Genomic DNA, 20976 nt, shown 5'->3' on the forward strand with positions numbered 1-20976 from the left:
CTCCGGAAGGATCCCTCCATGCCTGTGCGCAGGTCTCGGCGTGCCCTCGGGGCCGTGTTCGCCGCGGGTGTCATCGGCTTTGCGGGGGTGGGGTGTTCGGCGTCCGCGGGTGCGTCGGGGGTGGGGAGGGGAAGGCGGCGGCGGTGCGCGCGAAGGTGGTGGGTGTGCTGCCGTCGGCGGTGGAGGGTACGAAGATCGTCGTCGGTGCCGTGGACGCGCCGCACACGGTGACGGTGTACGCGGATCCGCGGTGCCCGTCCTGCGCGAGGTTCGCCGCGTTCTCGGTGCTGGTGGACGGGGAGGCGCTGGACGGCGGCGGCGGGCTGTACGAGGCGGGGGAGTTCGGGAGGCTGCTGGACGGGGCGCTCGGCCCGTAGGGTCGGCGGGTGATTCACGTACCGGAGGAACTCGCGGAGACCCAGGAGCGGTACAACGGCGAGGCGGGGCGCGCGTTCGTGGCCGCGCTGCCCGGGCGGGCGGAGGAGTTTCTCGGCCGGTGGGGGCTGCGGCTCGACGGGCCGTCGCTGCACGGGGTGGCGTCGCTGGTGCTGCCCGTGGTGCGGGCGGACGGCACGCCGGCGGCGCTGAAGCTGCAGCTTCTCGACGCGGAGACGGAGGGCGAGCCGGCGGCGCTGCGGGCGTGGGCCGGGGACGGGGTCGTACGGCTCCTGGAGCACGACCCGGGGACGGGCACGATGCTGCTCGAACGGGCGGACCACCGGCGGCACTTGTCGCGGCTGGGCGACGAGCGGGAGGCGGTGCGGGTCCTGGCGGGGCTGCTGGCGCGGCTGTCGGTCCGGGCGGCGCCGCCGGGGCTGCGGCGGCTGGAGGCGATCGCCGCGCGGATGCTGGCGCGGGTGCCGGGGGCGGTGGCGCGGCTCGCCGCGGAGGACGCGGCGCTGCTCGCGGACTGCGCGGCCGCCGTGCGGGAGGTGGCGGGCGAGCCGGGGGACCGGCTGCTCCACTGGGACCTGCACTACGACAACGTGCTGGGCGCGGAGCGCGAGCCGTGGCTGGTGATCGATCCGAAGCCGCTCGCCGGCGATCCGGGCTTCGAGCTGTTGCCGGCGCTGACCAATCTGTGGGACCCGGATCCGGCCGTGATCCGGTGGCGCTTCGACCTGCTCACCGAGCGGTTGGGGCTGGACCGGGAGCGGGCGCGGGCGTGGACGCTGGGGCGGGTGCTGCAGAACGGGTTGTGGGAGGTCGAGGAGGGCGAGGACGAGCTCGGCGTGGACGGGGTGGTCGTCGCGCGGGCGCTGCTGGCACGCTGAGGGCATGATCCGTACCGCCACTCCGGCCGACGTGCCCGTCATCCATGCCCTGATCCGTGACCTCGCGGAGTACGAGAAGGCCCTCGACGAGGTCCGGGCCACCACCGAGCAGCTGCACGAGGCGCTCTTCGGCGAGCGTCCGGCCGCCTTCGCGCACATCGCGGAGACCGAGGCCGGGGAGCCGGTCGGCTTCGCGCTCTGGTTCCTCAACTTCTCGACGTGGCGCGGGGTTCACGGCATCTACCTGGAGGACCTGTACGTCCGTCCGGAGGCGCGTGGCGGCGGTCACGGCAAGGCGCTGCTGACGGAGCTGGCGCGGATCTGCGTGGAGCGCGGCTACGAGCGCCTGGAGTGGTCGGTGCTGAACTGGAACAGGCCGTCGATCGACTTCTACGAGTCGCTGGGCGCCCGCCCGCAGGACGAGTGGTCGGTCTACCGTCTGACGGACGGGGCCCTGGCGGCGCTGGGCGCCCCGGCGACGGTGTAGGAAGTCCCTATGTGCAACGACCACGGCAATCACGGCGACGACATGGGCGTCGAGGCCCGTTTCCAGCGGATCACCGCCTTCATCGAGGCGCGGCTGACGCCGCTCTTCGACCCGGCGAACGGCAGTGACCACGGCTTCGGGATGGACGACACCTCCCGCGCCCTGCGGGCACTGCGCTACACGGTGCAGGCGGCCTCGCAGGTCGGCGGTCTGGTGGAGAAGCGGGAGACGGCGCCGGAGCTGCGTCAGGTGGTGGACCAGGCGCTGGAGCACAACTGGGACGCGCTGCGCTCCATCGCCCGGATGTGGGAGGACCACGAGGACTTCCGCAAGGAGTTCAAGGCGCATTCCTGGGACGTGCTCGGCGTCTGAGCCTCCTCAGGGAACCAGGACCACCTTGCCCATCGTGCCCCGGGTCTCCAGGGCGCGGTGGGCTTCTGCCGCTTCGGCGAGCGGGAAGGGGTGGATCGCGGGGCGGAGGGTGCCTGTGGAGGCGGCGGCGAGGGCGGCGAGTTCGAGCTTCCGGACGTCGCCGCCGGCCTTCTGGATCATGACGGGGCCGAGGACGGAGCCGGAGGTGATGCCGCGGGCGGTCAGCTCCTCCTCGGTGAAGGTGAGGGCTTCGCCGTCGTGGAGTCCGGTGCTGGACCAGCCGAAGACGAGGTGTTGTCCGCCCTTGCCGAGGAAGTCGACGGCGGTGCGGCCGGTGGTGCCGCCGACGGAGTCGAAGACGACGGTGGCGGTGCGGTCGCCGAGGAACGCGCGGACCTGGTCGGGCCAGTCGGGGCGGGTGTAGTCGACGGCGAGGTCGGCGCCGTTGTCGCGGACGCGGGCGACCTTGGCGGGGCCGCCGGCGAGGCCGATGACGGTGGCGCCGGCGTTCTTCGCGTACTGGACGAGGAGGGTGCCGATGCCGCCGGCGGCGGCGGGGACGATCGCGACGGACTCCGGGCCGAGGTCGGTGAACTGGAGGATGCCGAAGGTGGTGCGGCCGGTGCCGATCATGGCGACGGCCTCGGCGTCCCCGAGGTGGTCGGGGAGTTCGTGGAGGCGGGTGGCGTCGGTGACGGCCAGTTCGGCGTAGCCGCCGGGGTTCATGCCGAGGTGGGCGACGACGCGCTTGCCGAGCCAGCCGGGGTCGGTGCCGTCGCCGACGGCGTCGACGGTGCCGGCGACCTCGCGGCCGGGGACGGTGGGGAGCGTGGTGGGGGCGGGGAAGGGGCCGGTCCTGCCCTGGCGGAGGGCGGTGTCGAGGAGGTGGACGCCGGCGGCGGCGACGGCGATCCGGACCTGGCCGGGGCCGGGCACGGGGTCGGGCACCTCCTCGTAGGCGAGGTTCTCGGCGGGGCCGAAGGCGTGGAGTCGGACGGCGTGCATGACGGTTCCCCTGTCGTCGCGGGCGTGCGGTCGGGACCCAGGCTCGTACCTGAACCTCACTTGAGGTCAAGGCGGGTGGCTGTCGGTGGCGTGCGTCAGGATGGCCGTATGAAGCGAACGACCAAGGCGCCCCGCCGGGTGGAGCTGCGGCTGCCTCCCCTGGAGCCGTACGAGGGCGGGCTGGAGCCCGACGGGGACTACGACGGCCTGGAGCTGGCCGGGCTCGATCTGGCGGGCGCCTCGGGGGAGGGCGCGCGGTTCCTGGACTGCGTGCTGCGGGAGTGCGCGCTCGACGAGGCGCGGCTGACGGGGGCGCGTTTCCTGGACTCGCGTCTGGAGTCCGTACGGGGCGTGGGAACCGACCTGTCCGGGGGGCAGCTACGGGACGCGGAGGTCGTGGAGGCGCGGTTCGGGGGGACGCAGCTGCACGGTTCGGCGTGGGAGCGGGTGCTGGTGCGGGGCGGGAAGTGGGACTACCCGAACCTGCGGGCGGCGACCCTGCGGGACGTCGTCTTCGAGGGGTGCGTGCTGGTGGAGCCGGACTTCGGCGGGGCGGTCCTGGAGCGGGTCGCGTTCGTGGACTGCGAGCTGGTCGGGGTCGACGTGTCGGGGGCGAGGCTGACGGACGTGGACCTGCGCGGGGTGCGGCGCCTGGAGATCGCGCGCGGGGTGGAGTCGCTGGCGGGCGCGGTGATCTCCTCGACGCAGCTGCTCGACCTGGCCCCGGTTCTTGCGGCGCGGCTGGGGGTGCGGGTGGAGGACTGAGGTCCGGCCCCGGCCCGGCCCGGGAGAAGCGCTCCGGGCCGCCGCCGCTCACGACGGGGGTTTTCCGGGGGTGGCCATGAGCCGGGAGTCCGGCCGAGCCCCTGGGGGCGCGGGGGTTCGGGGGGTCGGGCGGGTCTCCGCGGGCTTCCCGGGGGGGGCTACTTCACGCGGGGGAAGCGGGCCTGGAGGTCCCAGACGGCCGGGTTGTCGGCCAGGCCCTCGTGCATGTCGGTGAGGTCGGCGATCAGGTCGTGGAGGAAGTCGCGGGCCTCGCGGCGGAGTTCGGCGTGAGAGAAGGTGAGCGGGCGTTCGTCGCCGGGCATCCAGTCCGCCTCGACGTCGACCCAGCCGAAGCGGCGCTCGAAGAGCATCAGGTCGGAGGACTCGGTGAAGTCCAGTTCGGCGTACTGGGGGCGGGAGGCGCGGCTGCCCCGCGGGTCGCTGTCGAGCTGTTCGACGATGTCGCAGAGCGCCCACGCGAAGTCGAGGACCGGCACCCATCCCCAGGCGGTGGACACCTCCCGGTCCTCCTCGGTGTCCGCGAGGTAGACGTCCCCGCAGAAGAGGTCGTGCCGCAGCGCGTGCACGTCCGCCCGCCGGTAGTCGGTCTGCGGGGGGTCGGGGAAGCGCCGGGAGAGGGAGTAGCCGATGTCGAGCACGCCCTGATGGTGTCACGCCCCCGCGGTGGTGTCAGACGCGGTGGACCGCCCGCGCCAGCCGGGGGCCCAGCCAGCGCTTGAGCCGGCGCAGGGCCTCCAGGCGGCCGGCGGCGCGGTCGATCCGGTAGTAGAGCTGCGGGGGGACGTACGGGAGGAGGGGGGAGTGGCGCTGGCCGAGGAGGGCGAACATCTTGTCCGGCTCCAGGTCCATGTAGCGGGGCAGGTTCTCGTACCACTGGGCGCTGAGGCGGGCCGCGCTCTGGGCGGAGACCAGTTCGGCGCGCCGCCGCCTGCCGTAGGCGGTGAGGGCGGTGTCGAGGTCGTCCGGGTGGGTGCGGAGGGCCTCGGCCAGGGCCAGGGCGTCCTCCAGGGCGAGGGTGGTGCCGGCGCCGATCGAGTAGTGGGTGGTGTGGGCGGCGTCGCCGAGGAGGACGGTCCGGCCGTGGTGCCAGGCGCGGGTGGTGAGGGTGCGGAAGCGGAGCCACTGGGCGGGTTCGGCGCCCCGGTCGCGGCCGATCAGCTCGTGTCCGTCGAGGAGGTCGTGGAAGAGCTTCTCCAGCAGCGCCAGGCAGTCGCCCTCGGGCATGGTGTCCAGGCCGAGGCCGGTCCAGGTGCCGGGGGCGCACTCGACGACGCAGGTGGAGCGCTCGCCGCTGAAGCCGTAGGCGTAGCACCAGATCCAGCCGTGCTCGGTCTCCTTGAAGGCGAAGCTGAAGGAGTCGAACACCTTGCTGGTGCCGAGCCAGATGTACGGGTTGCGGCCGGTGGTGAAGGCGGTGCCGTAGTGGTCGGCGTGGGCCTCGCGCAGGACGCTGTGGACGCCGTCGGCGGCGACGACCAGGTCCGCGCCGGCCAGCTCCGGCGCGTCCGGGCCGGCGATCTGGTGCTCGTACGCGACCTCGACGCCGAGCGCCGTGGCCCGGTCGGCGAGCAGTCCGAGCATCCGGCGGCGGCCGATGCCGAAGCCCGCGTCGCCGCGGTGCACGGTCCGCTCGTCGCGGACGATCGCGAGGCCGTCGGTCCAGGTCACCGAGGCCTCGGCGACGGCGGCGGCGGACTCCGGGTCGCCGGCCCGCAGCTTGTCGAGGAGCCCGGCCCAGTAGGTGACGCCCCAGCCGTAGGTGGAGCCGGCCGCGTTCCGCTCGTACACGGCGATCTCGTGGCCCGGGTCCTGGCGCTTCAGCAGGATCGAGAGGTACAGGCCGGCGGGCCCGCCACCGACGACGGCGATCTTCACGTGCGCTCCCACGGGGACATGACGCTGTGCACTGGAACGACAGCGCACGGTAGCAGTCCCGGGGGGCTCAGGGGAGCAGGCGCTGTTCCTTCGCGACCGCGACGGCGCCGGCCCGCGTGTCGACGCCGAGCTTGGCGTAGATCCGCCCGAGGTGGGTCTTGACGGTGGCCTCGCTGATGAAGAGCGCGCGGGCGATCTCCTTGTTGCCGAGGCCGTGCGCCAGCTGGCCGAGGATGTCCCGCTCGCGGTCGGTGAGGGACGGGCCCGCCGCGCCCCGCATCCGGTCCATGACCCGGCTCGCGACCGGCGGCGACAGGGCGGTGCGCCCCTGGGCGGCGGCGTGGATCGCGGCGAACAGCTCCTCGGGCCGCTCGGCCTTCAGGAGGTAGCCGGTGGCGCCCGCCTCGATGGCGCGGGTGATGTCGGCGTCGGTGTCGTACGTGGTGAGGACGAGGACGTGGACGCCGGTCGGCGCGATCCGGCGGGTCGCCTCCACCCCGTCGATGCCGGGCCCGAGCTGGAGGTCCATCAGGACCACGTCCGGCTTCAGCTTCGCGGCCATCGCGACCGCCTCCTCGCCGCTGCCGGCCTCCCCGACGACCTCGATGTCCGGGGTGGAGCCCAGCAGGGCGAGCAGGCCGGCGCGGACCACGACGTGGTCGTCGCAGAGGAGGATGCGTACGGTCACGGGCGGGCCTCCACGGGGGGTGCGAGCGGGATGGCGGCGGAGAGCACCGTGCCTTCGCCGGGGGTCGACTCCACCGTAAGCGTGCCGCCCAGCTGCTGGGCGCGGACCCGCATGGCGGGCAGGCCGTGGCCGCGGACGTCGCCGCCGTCGCGGGCGGCCGACGGGTCGAAGCCGCTGCCGTCGTCGGCGACGTCCAGGACGACCTGGTCGTCGAGGTAGGTGAGGGTGAGCGCGGCCGAGGTGGCGGCGGCGTGCTCCCGGATGTTGGCGAGCGCGCCCTGCGCGATCCGCAGCAGCGCCGACTGGGCCCGGTCCGGCAGCGGCACCGGCGTGCCGTCGACCCGGAACTCGGCCGACTCGCGCGCGGCGAGCCCGCGCAGCGCCTGTTCGAGGCCGCCGCCCTCGGCGAGGTCGGCGGGGGCCAGGTCGTGGACGAAGCGGCGGGCCTCGGCGAGGTTCCGCTCGGCGATCGACTCCGCCGTGCGGACGTGCCGGCGGGCGGTCGCCGGGTCGGTGTCCCAGGTGCGGTCGGCGGCCTGGAGCAGCATCTGCTGGCTCGACAGGCCCTGCGCGAGGGTGTCGTGGATCTCCATGGAGAGCCGCTGCCGCTCGGCGAGGGTGCCCTCGCGCCGCTCGATCGCGGCGAGTTCGCGCCGGGTGCGGATCAGGTCGTCGATGAGGGCCCGCTGCCGGGCCGCCTGCCGGTCGGCGTGGACGAAGACGCCGGTGGCGATGGCGGCGACGGCCGGCGGGGCGACGATCAGGTTGGGGTCCCAGCCGCCGTGCGAGAGCTGGACCTGCGCGAAGACGACGAAGGCGGTGAGGAGGGCGACCAGCCCGAACGCCGCCCTGTGGGGCAGGGTCCGCAGGCCGGTGTAGAAGAGCGGGACCGCGCACCAGGCGAAGCTGGGCGCGAGGACGACGAGCACCACCCACACGGCGACGACCGTGCACAGCCAGGCGATCCGGCGCGGGGTGGCCCGGGTGCCGAGGACCGGTCCGAGCAGGTACAGGGCGGCGAGCGCGCCGCACAGGGCGATGATCCAGGGGCTGCGGGCCTCCCACGGGTGCCGCAGCAGGAACCGCGCCAGGGAGGCGCCGAGCAGCAGGAAGAACGCCACGTGCATGACCCGCGCCAGCCAGCCGGCGTCGGGGTCGTGCGCGGCGCGCGGGTCGGGGTCGAGGGCGCCGCGGGGGCCGGGGCCGTACGCGTCCCGCGGGTCGTGCCCGCCGCGCGGGCCGGGGTCGACGGCGCCGCCGCGCCGGTTCGGGGCGTGCGCGGCGCGCGGGTCGCGGTCGTGCGCGGCGCCGGGGGTGCGCCGGTCGGGCGGGGTGGGTGCGGCGTGCCGCGGGTGCCGGCCGGTCCGGTCCATCCGTCTCGCCTCCTTACGCACGGCGCTGACCTGGGTGTACGTATCCATGCTGACCCGCGCGGACCACCCCGGCATCAGCCGATCGGCTGACCCCGGCATCGTCCGGTGCGCGCCGGGAGGGCAGCCGGACCGTGGACCGTACGGGGCCGGTCCCGGACCCAGGATGGATCTCGGAGCGGGGGAGACGCCCTCCTCCGCCGGACCGATCAGGTCCGCCACGACCTCCTCGGGAGCCACCATGAAGAAGAAGATCGTCCTCGGTGCGACCGCCGCCGCCGTCCTGACCGCCGGCACCTTCGGCGCCGTCGCGGCGAACGCCTCCGCTCCGGCCGCCGCTCCCGCCGCCGTCGCCAAGGCCGACGCGGGCGGCGACCACCTGCGCCAGACCACGCACCTCACCGTCGACGCCGCCACGGACGCCGCCGAGGCCGTCCTGGAGGCCGCCGAGAAGGAGAACCAGCGCGTCTCCGTGGCCGTGGTCGACCGCAACGGCAACACCCTCGTCACCCTGCGCGGCGACGGCGCCGGCCCGCAGTCGTACGAGTCGGCGATCCGCAAGGCGTTCACCGCCGTCTCCTGGAACGCCCCCACCTCCGAGCTCGCCAAGCGCCTGGAGCAGGCCCCGAACCTGAAGGACATCCCGGGCACCCTGTTCCTCGGCGGCGGTGCCCCGGTCGCCGCCGACGGCGGCCCGATCGCCGGCATCGGCGTGGCGGGTGCCCCCTCCGGCGACCTGGACGAGAAGTTCGCCCGGGCCGGTGTCGCCGAGCTGGCGAAGTGACACCCGCCGCTCGCCCCCTCTACGGGTGAGGGCGCCCGACTCCCCCCGACGGGCGCCCTCACCGTCACCTTCTGTCCGGCTTGTCTAGGATCCGTACGTGACGCACGTGACCCAGACCAGCAGGACCGGACGGTCCCCCAGGGCCGCCGCCGTCACGGCGGCGGCCCTCGCCGCGCTCGGCCTCCTCGCCGCCGGCTGCACCCCGGCGGCCGGCGGGGTGCGGGGCACGCCCGGCGCGTCCGGCGTCCAGGACCCGTACTTCCCCCGGCTCGGCAACGGCGGCTACGACGTCTCCCACTACGCCCTCGACCTGGCCTTCGACCCGGACGGCGGCCGGCTCGACGGCACCGCGCGGATCACCGCCCGCGCCACCCAGGACCTCTCCGCCCTCAACCTCGACCTCGCCGGCCTCACCGTGTCGGGCGCGACCGTCGACGGCGAGCCCGCCGCCGTCAACCGGGCCGGCGACGAGCTGACCCTGCGCCCCCGCGACGAACTGCCGCGGGGCGCCGAGTTCACCGTCACCGTCGACTACGCCGGGGTGCCCGAGCCGCTCACCGACCCCGACGGCTCGACCGAGGGCTGGCTGAACACCTCGGACGGCGCGGTCGCGGTCGGCGAACCGGCCGGCTCCATGACCTGGTTCCCCGGCAACCACCACCCCTCCGACAAGGCGTCCTACGAGATCGCGCTGACCGCCCCGAGCCGCCTCGCGGCGCTCTCCAACGGCGTCCGCGTCTCCGCCGGGCCCGCCTCCGGCGGCCGCACCCGCACGGTCTGGCGCCAGCCGGAGCCGATGGCGTCCTACCTCGCCACCGTGATGATCGGCCGGTACGAGACCAGCACCGGCACCGCCCTCGGCGACGTCCCCGTCGTCACCGCCGTCGAGCCCTCGCTGGCCTCCGCCACCGCCGCGCTCCGCGCCGAACTCCCCGCGCTCCTCGCCCGCCAGCAGGACCGCTTCGGCCCGTACCCCTTCGGCGCCGCCGGAGCCGTGATCATCACCGACGGGCTGCTCGGCTACGCCCTGGAGACGCAGACCCGGCCCGTCTTCCCGGCCTCCTCCTTCGACCGCACCACGCTGGTGCACGAGCTGGCCCACCAGTGGTTCGGGAACTCCGTCACCCCCGAGAGCTGGCAGGACATCTGGCTCAACGAGGGCTTCGCCACCTACGCCGAGTGGCTGTACGCGGAGGAGCACGGCTCCGTCCCGGCCCGGGACAGCTTCCTGGCGGCCTTCGCCGAGGAGGCCAACTGGGCCTTCCCGCCGGCCGATCCGCCCAGCGCCGAGAACCTCTTCGACCCGCCCGTCTACCAGCGCGGGGCGATGGTCCTGCACAAGCTGCGCGAGACCGTCGGCGACGAGGTCTTCGACGAGCTGCTGCGCGGCTGGGCCGCGAAGTACCGGCACGCCAACGCCTCCACCGGGGACTTCACCGGCTACGCCGAAGCGGTGGCCGGGCGGGACCTGGACGCGGTGTGGGACGTCTGGCTGTACGGCAAGGACCGGCCGGCCGAGCCCTAGGGTTCCTGGAGGGCCTTGCGCAGGACCACGCACGGGCGGCCGTGCGCCAGGTCGGGGCGGCGGGCGGTCTCCTCGTACCCGAGGGAGGTCCAGAACGCGAGGGCCTTCGGATTGTTCTCCAGGACGGCCAGCCGGAGACCGGTCCGGCCGGCGGTGCGGAAGCCGTCCTCGACGTGGGCGGCGAGCCGGCGGCCGAAGCCGGCGCGGTGCGCGTCCGCGTGGACCATCAGCAGGCCGATCCAGGGGTCGGGGTCGGCCGGGTCGGGGTGCCGGCCGAGGGTCACGGCGACGGCGACGAGCCGGCCCTCGGAGCGGGCCAGCAGCACCTCGGCGGAGGGCTGGGCCAGGTCGTCGGCGAGGGCGGCGGCGACCTGCTCGGGGCGGATCGCGTCCGGGTCCGGGAAGTCGCCGCTGAGCTGCTGGAACTCCCGGTTCGAGGCGTACAGCGCGGTGAGTTCGGTGAGCAGCGGGCCGGGGAGCGCGGCGCCGTCCTCCAGGGCCTTGGGCGCGAGGGTCTCGACGATCACCCGGTCAGGGTAGAGCCCCGGCGGTCGGAGGACCGGCCGGGGCTCGACGGCTCCGCGGGCCGCGTGTCAGATGTTCACGCCGAAGTCGCGGGCGATGCCCTCCAGGCCGGAGGCGTAGCCCTGGCCGACCGCGCGGAACTTCCACTCGGCGCCGTTCCGGTACAGCTCGCCGAAGACCATGGCGGTCTCGACGGCGGCGTCCTCGGAGAGGTCGTAGCGGGCGATCTCGGCGCCGCCGGCCTGGTTGACGACGCGGATGTAGGCGTTGCGGACCTGGCCGAAGTTCTGCGCGCGGGAGACCGCGTCGTAGATGGAGACCGGGAAGACGATCTTCTCGACGTTGGCCGGGAGGCCCGCGAGGTTGACGTTGATCTGCTCGTCGTCGCCGCCGCCCTCGCCGGTGCGGTTGTCACCCGTGTGGACGATGGTCTGGTCCGGGGTCGACTTGTTGTTGAAGAAGACGAAGTGGGCGTCCGAGGCGACCTTGCCCGCGGCGTCGACGCCGATCGCGGAGGCGTCCAGGTCGAAGTCGGTGCCGGTCGTCGTGCGGACGTCCCAGCCGAGGCCCACGGTGACGGCGGTCAGACCCGGCGCCTCCTTGGTGAGGGAGACGTTGCCGCCCTTGGCGAGGCTCACTGCCATGGAAGTCCCTTTCATCGTGACGCTCACGTGGTCGTTCGCCCGGAGAAACGCGGCAGACCGCCCGACGGTTCCCGGATGCGTGAAAACAGGATGACGGTCGGGACCCGCCGCGGGGAACATGGAGGGCATGTCAGGTCCGTATCAGATCCGCGGCTCCGTCTCGCTTCCCGAGGCCGAGCTCCAGTGGCGTTTCACGCGCTCCTCGGGTCCCGGCGGCCAGCACGTGAACACCTCCGACTCCCGCGTCGAGCTGCGGTTCGACCTCGCCGCGACCGAGGCGCTGCCCGAGGTGTGGAAGTCCCGCGCCCTGGAACGGCTCGCCTCCCGGCTGGTGGATGGCGTGCTGACCGTACGGGCCTCGGAGCACCGCTCCCAGTGGCGCAACCGCGAGACGGCCGCCGTGCGCCTCGCCGCGCTCCTCGCCGAGGCGACGGCCCCGCCGCCGAAGCCGCGACGGGCCACCCGCATCCCCCGCGGCATCAACGAGCGCCGGCTGCGCGAGAAGAAGCAGCGCGCCGAGACCAAGCGCGGCCGGCAGGGCCGCGACTGGGGCTGAGCCCGGGCCCGAGTCCTGGCCCCGGGGCCGAGCCGTCCCGGGCCGAGCCGGAGGCCGAGTCCGGGCCGAGCACGCGGCAGGTGGTCCCGGACAGCCGGCGGTCAGCCCAGGCGGCGGTAGCGGCCGCGGAAGTACGTGAGCGGTTCGCCGTCCGGGGACGGCAGGCCGACCGAGAGGACCCGGCCGATCACCAGGGTGTGGTCGCCCGCCACCACCCGGCTCTCCGTGCGGCACTCCAGGGTGGTGAGCGCCCCGCCGAGCAGCGGCGCCCCGCTCACCTCGCCCCGCGTGTACGGCAGGTCGGCGAAGAGCAGCCGGTCGGAGACGCGGCCCTTCATCGCGAACCGCCCGGCGACGTGCCGCTGGCTCTCCGCCAGCACCGACACCGCCCAGACCGGGACCTCCTCCAGGAGGTCGTCCATCCGGGAGCCGTTGCGCAGGCTGACCAGGACCAGCGGCGGGTCCAGGGACACCGAGAGGAACGCCGTCGCCGTCATGCCGACGTCCTCGCCGCGCGGGCCGTCGTCGGGATCGTGCGCGGTCACCAGGACCACACCGGCCGCGAGGCGGGACATGGCCGCCCGGAACTCGTCGTCGCTCACCCCCTCAGCATGAGGGATGGCGAGGTCCGTGACGGGCGGCGAGGGCGCGGTCTTCTGCAGCACACCGGCACGCTAGCCAGGGTCCCGAGCGGGCCGCATCGGGCCGGGGGACCAGGCCGCACCGGGGCGCGGGACCTAGGACCGTGCGGCCGGAGCCCTACCCCTGCGGGTACCGGGGGCACGCCCGCCGCGCCGGTCACCGCCGACCCGCCGGATTCCGCCACAGCATGCTGTGACTTGAGTCACAGAGCGCACTATTTGCTGACCCTGTGTACCGGGTGCGCAGCTCGCTGTGATTCAGTGGCGGGGACAGTACAGCACGAAGCCGATGAGAACCCTGGAGTTGCTGTCGAGGTCTCGGGGAGAGCGAGCGATGGAGACCGAGTCGGAGCCTTACGTCCGTCTCTCGACCCTGCGACAGCTGCATCAGGTCGTGGCGGACCTCAACACCGCCCGCAGCCTGGCGGACACCGTGCAGACCGTCGCCGACGGCGTCGTCGCCGGCCTCAACTACCAGCTGGCCTGCGTCAACCTCGTCCGGCCCGACGGTGACCTGGTCGTCGCCGCCTTCGCCGGGGACCCCGCGGCCGAGTCCCTCATCACCGGCCGGGTCGGCTCCCGCGAGGCCTGGGACCGGCGGCTCTCCATGGGCGTGTCGTGGGGCGACCTGCGGTTCATCCCGCACACGGAGGGCTGGGTCCTGATGGACGACGACGTCCCCCAGTGGCACACCGACGGCCCCGCCCCCCGCTTCGAGGACGAGTGGCACCCCCACGACCGCCTCTACGCCCCCATGTACGCGTCCGGGACGGGACGCGAACTCCTCGGCGTCATATCCGTCGACCGCCCGCGCAACGGCCGGCACCCGGGACCCTGGGGGCAGGAAGCCCTCCAGATGTACGCCTCCCAGTCCGCCATCGCGATCAGCAACGCCCGGCTCCGCTCCAACATGCAGCGCGCCCTCATCCGCCTGGAGCGCGAGCAGCAGGCCCTCCGGGCCAGCGAGGAATCCTTCCGGCAGGCGTTCGAGTACGCCCCCTCCGGCATGGCCATCGCCGAGCTCGGCGGCGACCAGCACGGCCGGCTCCTCCGCACCAACGACGCCCTCTGCCGGCTCCTCGGCCGGCCCGCCTCCGTGATGCGCCGCTACTCCTTCGCCGACCTCGTCCACCCCGAGGACATCGGCACCCTGCTCCGCACCTCCGCCGAGGGCGGCCGCGCCGAGCTGCGGCTCGGCCGGCGCGACGGCACCTACGTCTGGGTGTCGCTGCGGAACTCGGTGGTCGCCGACGCCGCCGACGGGCCCCGCTTCCTGCTCACCCACGTCGAGGACATCGAGGAGCGCAAGCGGCACGAGCTCCAGCTCGCCCACCGCGCCTCCCACGACGCCCTCACCGGCCTGCCCAACAGCGCCGAGCTGCGCTCCCGGCTCTCCGCCCGGCTCTGCGAGCGCCCCGCGCACACAGGCGCCTACCAGGGGCCTGGTCCGGACGCCGGGTTCGGGTACGGCCCCGACCCGCTGCCGCTCGCCCAGGACGGCTACGAGTACGAGCACGAGCACGAGCACGGCTTCGGCTTCGAGCAGGCCGGCGGCGGGGCGTACGACCACCATGTGCACACGGTCGCGCCGACCGGCGGCGACACCGACGACGGCACCAAGGGGCTCGCCGTCCTCTTCTGCGACCTCGACGGCTTCAAGTCGATCAACGACCGCTTCGGGCACCACACCGGCGACGCGGTCCTCATCGAGGTGGCCCGCCGGCTCACCACCGGCGTCAGGGACGGTGACACCGTCGCCCGTCTGGGCGGTGACGAGTTCGTCGTCCTCGCCGACGGACTGGGCGCCGCCGACGCCGCCGACCTCGCCGTCCGGCTGCGGAACGCGATCATCCCGCCCATCCGGGTGGACGGCCGCGCGGTCCGGGTCGGGGCCAGTTTCGGCATCGGCTGGGCCGAGTGCGGGATGACCGTCGAAGAGGTCCTGAACTCCGCCGACCAGCGGATGTACGTGGAGAAGCGGTCGCGTGCCAAGGTGCACCGCAGGGCGGGATGATCCTTCCCGGCACGGCGGGTTCATTCGTTCGGGGTAGGCTCGCCGGGTCGGCGACGGCTGGCGAGCATGGAGAGGATGACCCGGATGGCTGCCGGTAACGACGGCGCGAACAAGCCCGAGGACGACGATCCGTTCGGCTACCTGTACGCGGACGGACAGGCAGCGGCCGGCCGCGCCCCGCAGGGCGGCGGCTACGGCTACCCAGGCCCCGCGCAGGCCCAGCCGGGCGTCCCCCGTACCTCGTACAACCAGGTCAGGACGGTCGGCGAGCGCCAGTACGGGCAGCAGCCGGCCCAGCCGCACGTGCCGCCGCAGCAGCAGGCGGCGTACGGCCAGCCGCACCCGCAGTACGCGGCGCCCGAGACCTACGGCGGCGCCCAGCCGCCCCGCCACACCCCGCCCCCGCAGGGCCCGCGCGGCGGCGGCCGCGGCCCCAACACCAAGGGCCTGCTGATCGGCGCGGTCGCGGTCGTCGCGGTCGTCGTGGCCGGCATCACCGCGGCGATCATCGGCAACCAGAGCGACAAGAAGGACCAGACGGCCGGCACCACCCCGACCGCCTCCGCCCCGGCGACCCCCAGCCAGGACCCCAGCTCGTCCCAGGAACCCTCCACCGAGCCCACCGAGGCCCCGCTGCCGAAGCAGGACGCGGCGACGCTCACGCTCGGCGGCGTTGCGACCGTAGGCACGGACATCAAGGGTGCGAAGGGTCCGGGCGGCGCCTATGTGGCGCTCAACGGCGTCGGCGGCTCTGCAAGCTGGACCGTGGACATCCCCGAGGCGGGCGATTACACGCTCAAGATCACCTACAGCGTGCCCGGCAAGGACGCGGACGCCATGTTGACGGTCAACAGCAGCCCGCCGTACAAGGTCAACATGAAGAACTACGCCCTCGCCCCGGCGGGTGACTGGGAGAAGGGTTGGACCACGACCTACGGCTACGCCACGCTCGACAAGGGCAGCAACTCCCTCAAGATTTCCTGCGAGCAGGGCAACTCCTGCGAGGCGATCATCGATCAGGTCTACCTCGTGGCAGGCAAGGTCGGCGGCTGACGTGTCAGCCGCGGACGTCAGCCTCGCGCCACCCGGCGGCCTCCCGGCAGTAGCCCTGGGCCGCGCGGGGGTCGCAGTTCGGACGCCTACCAATCGGTGCAGTGGTTCTTCGTGCTGCCGTCACCGTTGACGCGAGCCACCTGAATTCCGATGTCGAAAAGACCGTTGGTGTGCGAGGCCGTGGTGTGCCAGGTGCTCGTCGTGCCGTTTCCCTGCGCGTTCGTGCGCCACGGCCAGTAGTGAATTCGTCCGAAGGTGTCCTTGGAAACCAGTCGTATCCGGACGCTGAGCCCGTCGGCAGCGGTGTCGGTCAGAGTGAACTTGACGTTAATCGTTGCGTCGGGCCCGTACCAGTTGGTCGCGGACATATCGCCGTAGGCGCCGGTCGTGCCGCAGCCCCTGATGGCGGTGAAGCCGGTGGCGGCGTTTGCTGACCCGCCCGTCGAAACGGACAGGGCGAGCGCAGAAATGAGAACGCCGGCAGCGGTGATGGCTTTCTTCGGCATGTGCGTATCCCTCGCTGAGTGGGGTCGAGTTGTCCCACCCTCGCTCACGTAACCGAACCAGCGCTCAATGGAGGGTGGTAGTGAGTCAGGTATGGCCCGAGAAGCATCATTTTCTGGCGTGAAGTAATGGAGTTTTACGCCGCCGAAGGCGTCGTGACGCGGATCTTCGGGAGGAGGTCGGCGAGGACCTGCGGGTCGTATTCGCCGGCCACCGGGGCCGCGACCGTGGCGGCCGAGAGGGCTGCCGCGTGGGTCAGGCGGTCCGGCCAGGGGGTCGCCTCGACGAGGCCCGCCAGGAGGGCGGCCACCACCGAGTCGCCGGCTCCGGTCGGGTTGCCGTGGACCGGGGACGGGGGCGCCGCGTGCCAGAGGCCGTCCGGGGTGGCGGCCAGCAGGCCGTCGGGGCCCAGGGAGGTGACGACGGCGTGGGCGCCGCGGCGGCGGGCGTCCTGGGTGGCGCGGTGCGGGTCCCGGGAGCCGGTCAGACCGGCGAGTTCGTCGGCGTTGGGCTTCACCAGGTCGGGGCGGGCGGCGATGCCGCGGCGGAGCGGTTCCCCGGAGGTGTCGAGGAGGACCGGGACGCCGGCGGCGCGGGCCGTGCGGACCAGGTCCGCGTAGGCGCCGACGTGGACGCCCGGCGGCAGGCTGCCGCACAGGGCGACGGCGGCGGCGCCGTGCAGGAGCTCGGCGTACCGCTCCCGGAAGGTCGTCCACTCGGCCGGGGTGACGGCGGCGCCGGCCTCGTTGAACTGGGTGGCGTCCCCGGCGCCCGTGTCGACGACGGCGAGCGTGCGCCGGGTGGCCGCCTCGGTGGCGACGAGCGCGTCGGTCAGCCGGGGGACGGGGGCGAGCAGCTCGCGGAGCCGGTCGCCGGTGGGTCCGCCGGCGAAGCCCGTGACGACGGTCTCGTGTCCGAGCGCGGCGAGCACCCGCGCCACGTTGACGCCCTTCCCGCCGGGCCGTTCGGCGCTGCGGGCGACGCGGTGGGAAGCGTGCGGGACGAGGGCGGGCACCTCGTAGGTGACGTCCAGCGCCGTGTTGAGGGTGACCGTGAGAATCACCTGTCCACCCCCCGTACTTCCGGTAAGACCTGTGGAGACAGCGCGATCATGCCAAAGGAACGGCGATCGGCCCAGACCCAGGACCTTTCGCCGTCCCGTTTCCGCCCTGATCAGGCGGGATGTCAGTGCCTCACCGGAGGCCGGCGCCCTCCGGGAGGTCAGGCGTTCTGCGGCACCCGGGCGGCGACTCCCTGCGGGGCGACGATCCACTCGCCCTTGCGCATGACGCCCTTCACGTCGAAGGCGTCGTCGAGGACGACGATGTCGGCGTCCTTGCCGGGCTCCAGGGAGCCGACCCGGTCGTAGACGCCGAGGAGGCGGGCCGGGTTGGCGGAGATGGCCTGGACGACGGACTCGACGGGGAGCCGGTCGACGGTGGCGGCGCGCTTGAAGGCGCGGTCCAGGGTGAGGGTGGAGCCGGCGATGGAGCCGCCCTCGACGAGGCGGGCCACGCTGTCCTTCACCTCGACCTCCAGCGGGCCGAGCATGTAGCGCCCGTCGCCGAAGCCCGCCGCGTCCATGGCGTCGGTGATGAACGCGACGCGCTCGGGGCCGGCGTGGTGGAAGGCGAGCTCCAGGGCGGCCGGGTGGAGGTGGGTGCCGTCGTTGATGAGCTCGACGGTGATCCGCTCGTCCTCCAGGAGGGCGGCGATCGGGCCGGGCGCGCGGTGGCCGAGGCCGGGCATCGCGTTGTAGAGGTGGGTGGCGACGGTCGCGCCGGCGTCGATGGCCTCGACGGTCTGCTCGTAGCTGGCGTCGGTGTGGCCGATGGCCGCGATGACGCCGTGCTCGGCCAGCAGGCGTACGGAGTCGATGCCGCCGGGCAGCTCGGTCGCGAGGGTGACCATCCTGGCCCGCCCGCGGGCCGCGTCGATCAGCTTGCGGACGTCGGCCGGGTGCGGGTCGCGCAGCAGGGTCTCGTCGTGGGCGCCCTTGCGGCAGGGGGAGATGAACGGGCCCTCGAAGTGCAGGCCGGCGATCTCGCCCTGCTCGGCGAGCTCGGAGAGCAGGCCGGCGCGGGCGGTGAGGAAGTCCATGTCGCCGGTGACGAAGGAGGCGACGACGGTGGTGGTGCCGTGCAGCCGGTGGGTGTGGACGCCCTTGAGGACCTCGTCCACGGTGCCGGAGGTGAAGGAGGCGCCGCCGCCGCCGTGGTTGTGCATGTCGACGAAGCCGGGCACGAGCCAGTGGCCGGCGAGGTCGAGCACCGGCGCGCCCTCGGGCGCGGAGCCGGCGATGCGGCCGCCGTCGACGATCACGCGTCCGTTCTCGACGATCCCGGTGGGCAGCACGACGCGTGCGCCGGCGAGAACCTTGTGATCGGACATCAGGCGGAGACCTCCGGGTCGGTGGGGTGCTGGTCGGCGAGCAGGTCCCAGGCGAGGAGGCCCGCGCCCAGGCATCCGGCGGTGTCCCCGAGGGCCGCCGGGACGATGGCGGGCAGCTTCTGGAAGGTCACGCGTGCCTCCACCGCGGCCCGAAGGGGTGTGAACAAGGTTTCCCCGGCCTCGGCCAGACCGCCACCGATGACGAGGGTCCGGGGGTCCAGCAGGGTGAGCGCGGTGACCAGGCCGTCGGCGAGGGCGTCCACCGCCTCCTGCCAGACCCGGACGGCGACGGGGTCGCCGGACTCGACCGCCTTGGCGCAGTCGGCGGCGTCCGCCTCGGGGTCGCCGGACGCCTCGGCCCAGGCGAGGGAGACGGCGGAGGCGGAGGCGTACCGCTCCAGGCAGCCGCGCTGGCCGCAGCCGCAGTCGGTGCCGCCGGGGCGGACGACGATGTGGCCGATCTCTCCGGCGTAGCCGTGGGCGCCGGCCTCGATGCGGTCGCCGATGCCGATGGCGCCGGCGATGCCGGTGCCGAGCGGGACGAAGAGGAAGCGGTCGGCGCCGTTTCCGGCGCCGATGCGGCCCTCGGCGAGGCCGCCGGTGCGCACGTCGTGGCCGAGGGCGACGGGGATGCCGCCGAGCCGGGTGCTGAGGAGTTCGCGCATGGGAACGTCGCGCCAGCCGAGGTTGGCGGCGTAGACGGCGATGCCGTTCTCGGCGTCGACGATGCCGGGGACGGCGACTCCGGCGGCCGCGGCGGGCTCGCCGTACCGCTCCTGGCCGAGGGCGCGGAGCTCCTCGGCGAAGCCGAGGATGGTCTCCACCACGGCCTCGGGGCCGCGGCGGCGCCCGGTGGCGCGGCGGGCCTCGTGGAGCAGGGTGCCGTCCGCCCCGACGAGGGCGGCCTTCATGCCGGTGCCGCCCACATCCAGGGCGATGACGTGTCTCACGGGGGACAGTCTCGCGCGAGACCGCCCTAAAGGTCTAGTCCACTGCCGAGGATTGTTGCGCTCGGATACAAATTCGAGCCCGGCGGTGTGGGGGGTTTGTGGCGAAGCTCCCCCCGGAGTTGCGGAAGTGGTACCCGACTGGTGTAGACCTCTTCCTCTGGGGTGGGGGAGACTTTCGGACCCTGCCCCGAAGAATTTGCAGCTCACTGCTGCTCAACGACGAGCAAAAGGTGGATGAAGCCGTGGAGCGGCGACGATTCCTTGGACTGACCGCGGCCGCCGCCGCCCTGGGCCTGACCGCCACGGTCGCCGGCTGCGGCACCCTCGGCGGTGACGGCGGCGACGTGACCCTCCGCCTGGTCGCCGCCGACTACGACCTCACCGGCGGCACCACCACCAAGAAGTACTGGGACGACCTCGTCGCCGCCTTCCAGGCCGGCCACCCGGGCATCAAGGTCCAGGTGCAGATCGAGTCCTGGGACGACGTCGACCGCAAGGTCGCGGAGATGGTGAAGGCCGGCCAGGCCCCCGACATCGCCCAGATCGGCGCCTACGCCGACTACGCCGCCGCCGGACAGCTCTACTCCGCCGACGAACTCCTCACCATCCCCGTGCAGGCCAACTTCGTCCCCGCCCTCGCCGAGGCCGGCGAGCACGACCGCACCCAGTACGGGCTGCCCTTCGTCGCCTCCACCCGCCCGCTCTTCTACAACGCCGACCTCTTCGACAAGGCCGGCGTCAAGCCCCCCACCACCTGGGACGAGCTGGCCGAGGCCGCGCGGAAGCTCAAGGAGGAGGGCGTCCGCACCCCCTTCGCCCTCCCCCTCGGCCCCGAGGAGGCCCAGGCCGAGTCCCTGATGTGGCTGCTCGCCGCCGGCGGCGGCTGGACCGACGAGTCCGACCGGTACGCCGTCGACTCCGCGGTCAACGTCGAGACCTTCACCTGGCTGAAGGACGAGCTCGTCGGCCAGGGCCTCACCGGCCCCGTCGCCCCCGGCAAGCTCAACCGCAAGGCCGCCTTCGCCGCCTTCGCCCGCGGCGAGGTCGGCATGCTCAACGGCCACCCCTCGCTCCTCCAGGAGGCCGCCAAGCAGGGCGTCAAGGTCGGCCAGGCCCCGCTCCCCGGCGTCGACGGCCCCGCCAAGGCCACCATGGGCGTCGCCGACTGGATCATGGCCTTCAAGCAGAACGGCCACCGCAAGGAGGCGGGCGCCTTCCTCGACTTCGTCTTCAGCGACGAGAACGTGCTGAAGTTCGCCGGCGACAACGACCTGCTGCCCGTCACCGTCACCGCCTCCACCCGCATGGAGAGCGACTCCGAGCACGCCGGCCTGCGCGAGTTCCTCAAGGCCCTGCCCACCGCCCAGCTGCCGCCCGTCGGCAAGACCTCCTGGGCCAGGGTCAGCGAGACCATCAAGGCCGGCATAGGCAAGGCCGTCACCCCCACCGGCCGCCCCGGCGACGTCCTCGGCACCATCGCCCGCACGGCGACGGCGGCGGAGGCGGCGGAGTAGCGCCCTTATATAGGTTGG

23 protein-coding genes are annotated in these 20976 nt (G+C 73.7%); 11 read left to right on the top strand and 12 right to left on the bottom strand.

What is annotated here, in order from left to right:
• The first annotated feature begins 143 nt into the window (after positions 1-143).
• The 4 genes from ABFY03_RS20765 to ABFY03_RS20780 are packed head-to-tail and all read left to right on the top strand — an operon-like array spanning position 144 to position 2133.
• Positions 144-377: a thioredoxin domain-containing protein gene (locus ABFY03_RS20765; protein ID WP_346170570.1), complete on the top strand. Its 234-nt coding sequence runs from the start codon at positions 144-146 to the stop codon at positions 375-377.
• 9 nt (positions 378-386) lie between these two features.
• Complete coding sequence (locus tag ABFY03_RS20770) at positions 387-1274, top strand: aminoglycoside phosphotransferase family protein (protein ID WP_346170571.1); 888 nt, start codon at positions 387-389, stop codon at positions 1272-1274.
• Between the two features lie 4 nt (positions 1275-1278).
• Positions 1279-1761, top strand: a complete 483-nt coding sequence (locus ABFY03_RS20775) for a GNAT family N-acetyltransferase (protein WP_319014103.1) — start codon at positions 1279-1281, stop codon at positions 1759-1761.
• A 9-nt stretch (positions 1762-1770) separates the two neighbouring features.
• A complete protein-coding gene (locus ABFY03_RS20780) occupies positions 1771-2133 on the top strand; it encodes a hypothetical protein (RefSeq protein WP_319014102.1) in 363 nt (120 codons plus the stop codon).
• Between the two features lie 6 nt (positions 2134-2139).
• Here the strand turns inward: ABFY03_RS20780 and ABFY03_RS20785 are convergent, their stop codons facing one another.
• A complete protein-coding gene (locus ABFY03_RS20785; protein ID WP_319014101.1) occupies positions 2140-3138 on the bottom strand; it encodes a zinc-binding dehydrogenase in 999 nt (332 codons plus the stop codon).
• Between the two features lie 108 nt (positions 3139-3246).
• Here ABFY03_RS20785 and ABFY03_RS20790 point away from each other — a divergent pair, with 108 nt between their 5' ends.
• A complete protein-coding gene (locus ABFY03_RS20790) occupies positions 3247-3903 on the top strand; it encodes a pentapeptide repeat-containing protein (protein WP_346170572.1) in 657 nt (218 codons plus the stop codon).
• A 158-nt stretch (positions 3904-4061) separates the two neighbouring features.
• On the opposite strand, the gene ABFY03_RS20795 is transcribed toward ABFY03_RS20790, so the two are convergent.
• The 4 genes from ABFY03_RS20795 to ABFY03_RS20810 form a co-directional block, all read right to left on the bottom strand.
• A complete protein-coding gene (locus ABFY03_RS20795; protein WP_319014099.1) occupies positions 4062-4562 on the bottom strand; it encodes a hypothetical protein in 501 nt (166 codons plus the stop codon).
• 31 nt (positions 4563-4593) lie between these two features.
• Positions 4594-5799 carry an FAD-dependent monooxygenase gene (locus ABFY03_RS20800; RefSeq protein ID WP_346172275.1) on the bottom strand — a complete coding sequence of 402 codons (1206 nt, stop codon included), beginning with the start codon at positions 5797-5799 and terminating at the stop codon, positions 4594-4596.
• A 67-nt stretch (positions 5800-5866) separates the two neighbouring features.
• A complete protein-coding gene (locus ABFY03_RS20805; protein WP_319014098.1) occupies positions 5867-6487 on the bottom strand; it encodes a response regulator transcription factor in 621 nt (206 codons plus the stop codon).
• Positions 6484-7614, bottom strand: a complete 1131-nt coding sequence (locus ABFY03_RS20810) for a sensor histidine kinase (protein WP_346172276.1) — start codon at positions 7612-7614, stop codon at positions 6484-6486. The genes ABFY03_RS20805 and ABFY03_RS20810 overlap by 4 nt, the downstream gene beginning before the upstream one ends.
• A gap of 484 nt (positions 7615-8098) precedes the next feature.
• Here ABFY03_RS20810 and ABFY03_RS20815 point away from each other — a divergent pair, with 484 nt between their 5' ends.
• On the top strand, positions 8099-8641 hold the full coding sequence (locus ABFY03_RS20815) for a GlcG/HbpS family heme-binding protein (RefSeq protein WP_319014097.1): 543 nt from the start codon (positions 8099-8101) through the stop codon (positions 8639-8641).
• Between the two features lie 106 nt (positions 8642-8747).
• Complete coding sequence (locus ABFY03_RS20820; RefSeq protein WP_346172277.1) at positions 8748-10166, top strand: M1 family metallopeptidase; 1419 nt, start codon at positions 8748-8750, stop codon at positions 10164-10166.
• Here the strand turns inward: ABFY03_RS20820 and ABFY03_RS20825 are convergent.
• Complete coding sequence (locus ABFY03_RS20825; protein ID WP_319014096.1) at positions 10163-10693, bottom strand: GNAT family N-acetyltransferase; 531 nt, start codon at positions 10691-10693, stop codon at positions 10163-10165. The genes ABFY03_RS20820 and ABFY03_RS20825 overlap by 4 nt on opposite strands.
• A 66-nt stretch (positions 10694-10759) precedes the next feature.
• Entirely contained in the window at positions 10760-11335 is a 576-nt protein-coding gene (locus tag ABFY03_RS20830) for a TerD family protein (protein WP_319014095.1), read from the bottom strand.
• A 118-nt stretch (positions 11336-11453) separates the two neighbouring features.
• On the opposite strand from ABFY03_RS20830, the gene arfB reads away from it, so the two are divergent.
• Positions 11454-11891, top strand: a complete 438-nt coding sequence (gene arfB, locus ABFY03_RS20835; RefSeq protein ID WP_319014094.1) for an alternative ribosome rescue aminoacyl-tRNA hydrolase ArfB — start codon at positions 11454-11456, stop codon at positions 11889-11891.
• 101 nt (positions 11892-11992) lie between these two features.
• Here the strand turns inward: arfB and ABFY03_RS20840 are convergent, their stop codons facing one another.
• Positions 11993-12556, bottom strand: a complete 564-nt coding sequence (locus tag ABFY03_RS20840) for a flavin reductase family protein (protein WP_319014093.1) — start codon at positions 12554-12556, stop codon at positions 11993-11995.
• A 310-nt stretch (positions 12557-12866) separates the two neighbouring features.
• Here ABFY03_RS20840 and cdgB point away from each other — a divergent pair, with 310 nt between their 5' ends.
• Complete coding sequence (cdgB, locus tag ABFY03_RS20845; RefSeq protein ID WP_319014092.1) at positions 12867-14546, top strand: diguanylate cyclase CdgB; 1680 nt, start codon at positions 12867-12869, stop codon at positions 14544-14546.
• Positions 14547-14630: 84 nt separating this feature from the next.
• Positions 14631-15599 (top strand): carbohydrate-binding protein, encoded by a 969-nt coding sequence (locus ABFY03_RS20850; RefSeq protein ID WP_346170573.1) that lies wholly within the window; start codon positions 14631-14633, stop codon positions 15597-15599.
• Between the two features lie 86 nt (positions 15600-15685).
• On the opposite strand, the gene ABFY03_RS20855 is transcribed toward ABFY03_RS20850, so the two are convergent.
• The 4 genes from ABFY03_RS20855 to ABFY03_RS20870 all read right to left on the bottom strand — a co-directional run bounded on the left by ABFY03_RS20855 (position 15686) and on the right by ABFY03_RS20870 (position 19444).
• Positions 15686-16105 (bottom strand): hypothetical protein, encoded by a 420-nt coding sequence (locus ABFY03_RS20855; RefSeq protein WP_346170574.1) that lies wholly within the window; start codon positions 16103-16105, stop codon positions 15686-15688.
• A 134-nt stretch (positions 16106-16239) separates the two neighbouring features.
• Positions 16240-17166, bottom strand: a complete 927-nt coding sequence (locus ABFY03_RS20860; RefSeq protein WP_319014090.1) for a 1-phosphofructokinase family hexose kinase — start codon at positions 17164-17166, stop codon at positions 16240-16242.
• A 158-nt stretch (positions 17167-17324) separates the two neighbouring features.
• Positions 17325-18494, bottom strand: a complete 1170-nt coding sequence (nagA, locus tag ABFY03_RS20865; RefSeq protein ID WP_319014089.1) for an N-acetylglucosamine-6-phosphate deacetylase — start codon at positions 18492-18494, stop codon at positions 17325-17327.
• Positions 18494-19444 (bottom strand): ROK family protein, encoded by a 951-nt coding sequence (locus ABFY03_RS20870; protein WP_346170575.1) that lies wholly within the window; start codon positions 19442-19444, stop codon positions 18494-18496. The genes nagA and ABFY03_RS20870 overlap by 1 nt, the downstream gene beginning before the upstream one ends.
• A gap of 230 nt (positions 19445-19674) precedes the next feature.
• On the opposite strand from ABFY03_RS20870, the gene ABFY03_RS20875 reads away from it, so the two are divergent.
• A complete protein-coding gene (locus tag ABFY03_RS20875; protein ID WP_319014087.1) occupies positions 19675-20958 on the top strand; it encodes an extracellular solute-binding protein in 1284 nt (427 codons plus the stop codon).
• Positions 20959-20976: the final 18 nt, after the last annotated feature.

It is taken from the genome of Streptomyces roseofulvus (assembly GCF_039534915.1).
Lineage (GTDB): Bacteria > Actinomycetota > Actinomycetes > Streptomycetales > Streptomycetaceae > Streptomyces > Streptomyces roseofulvus.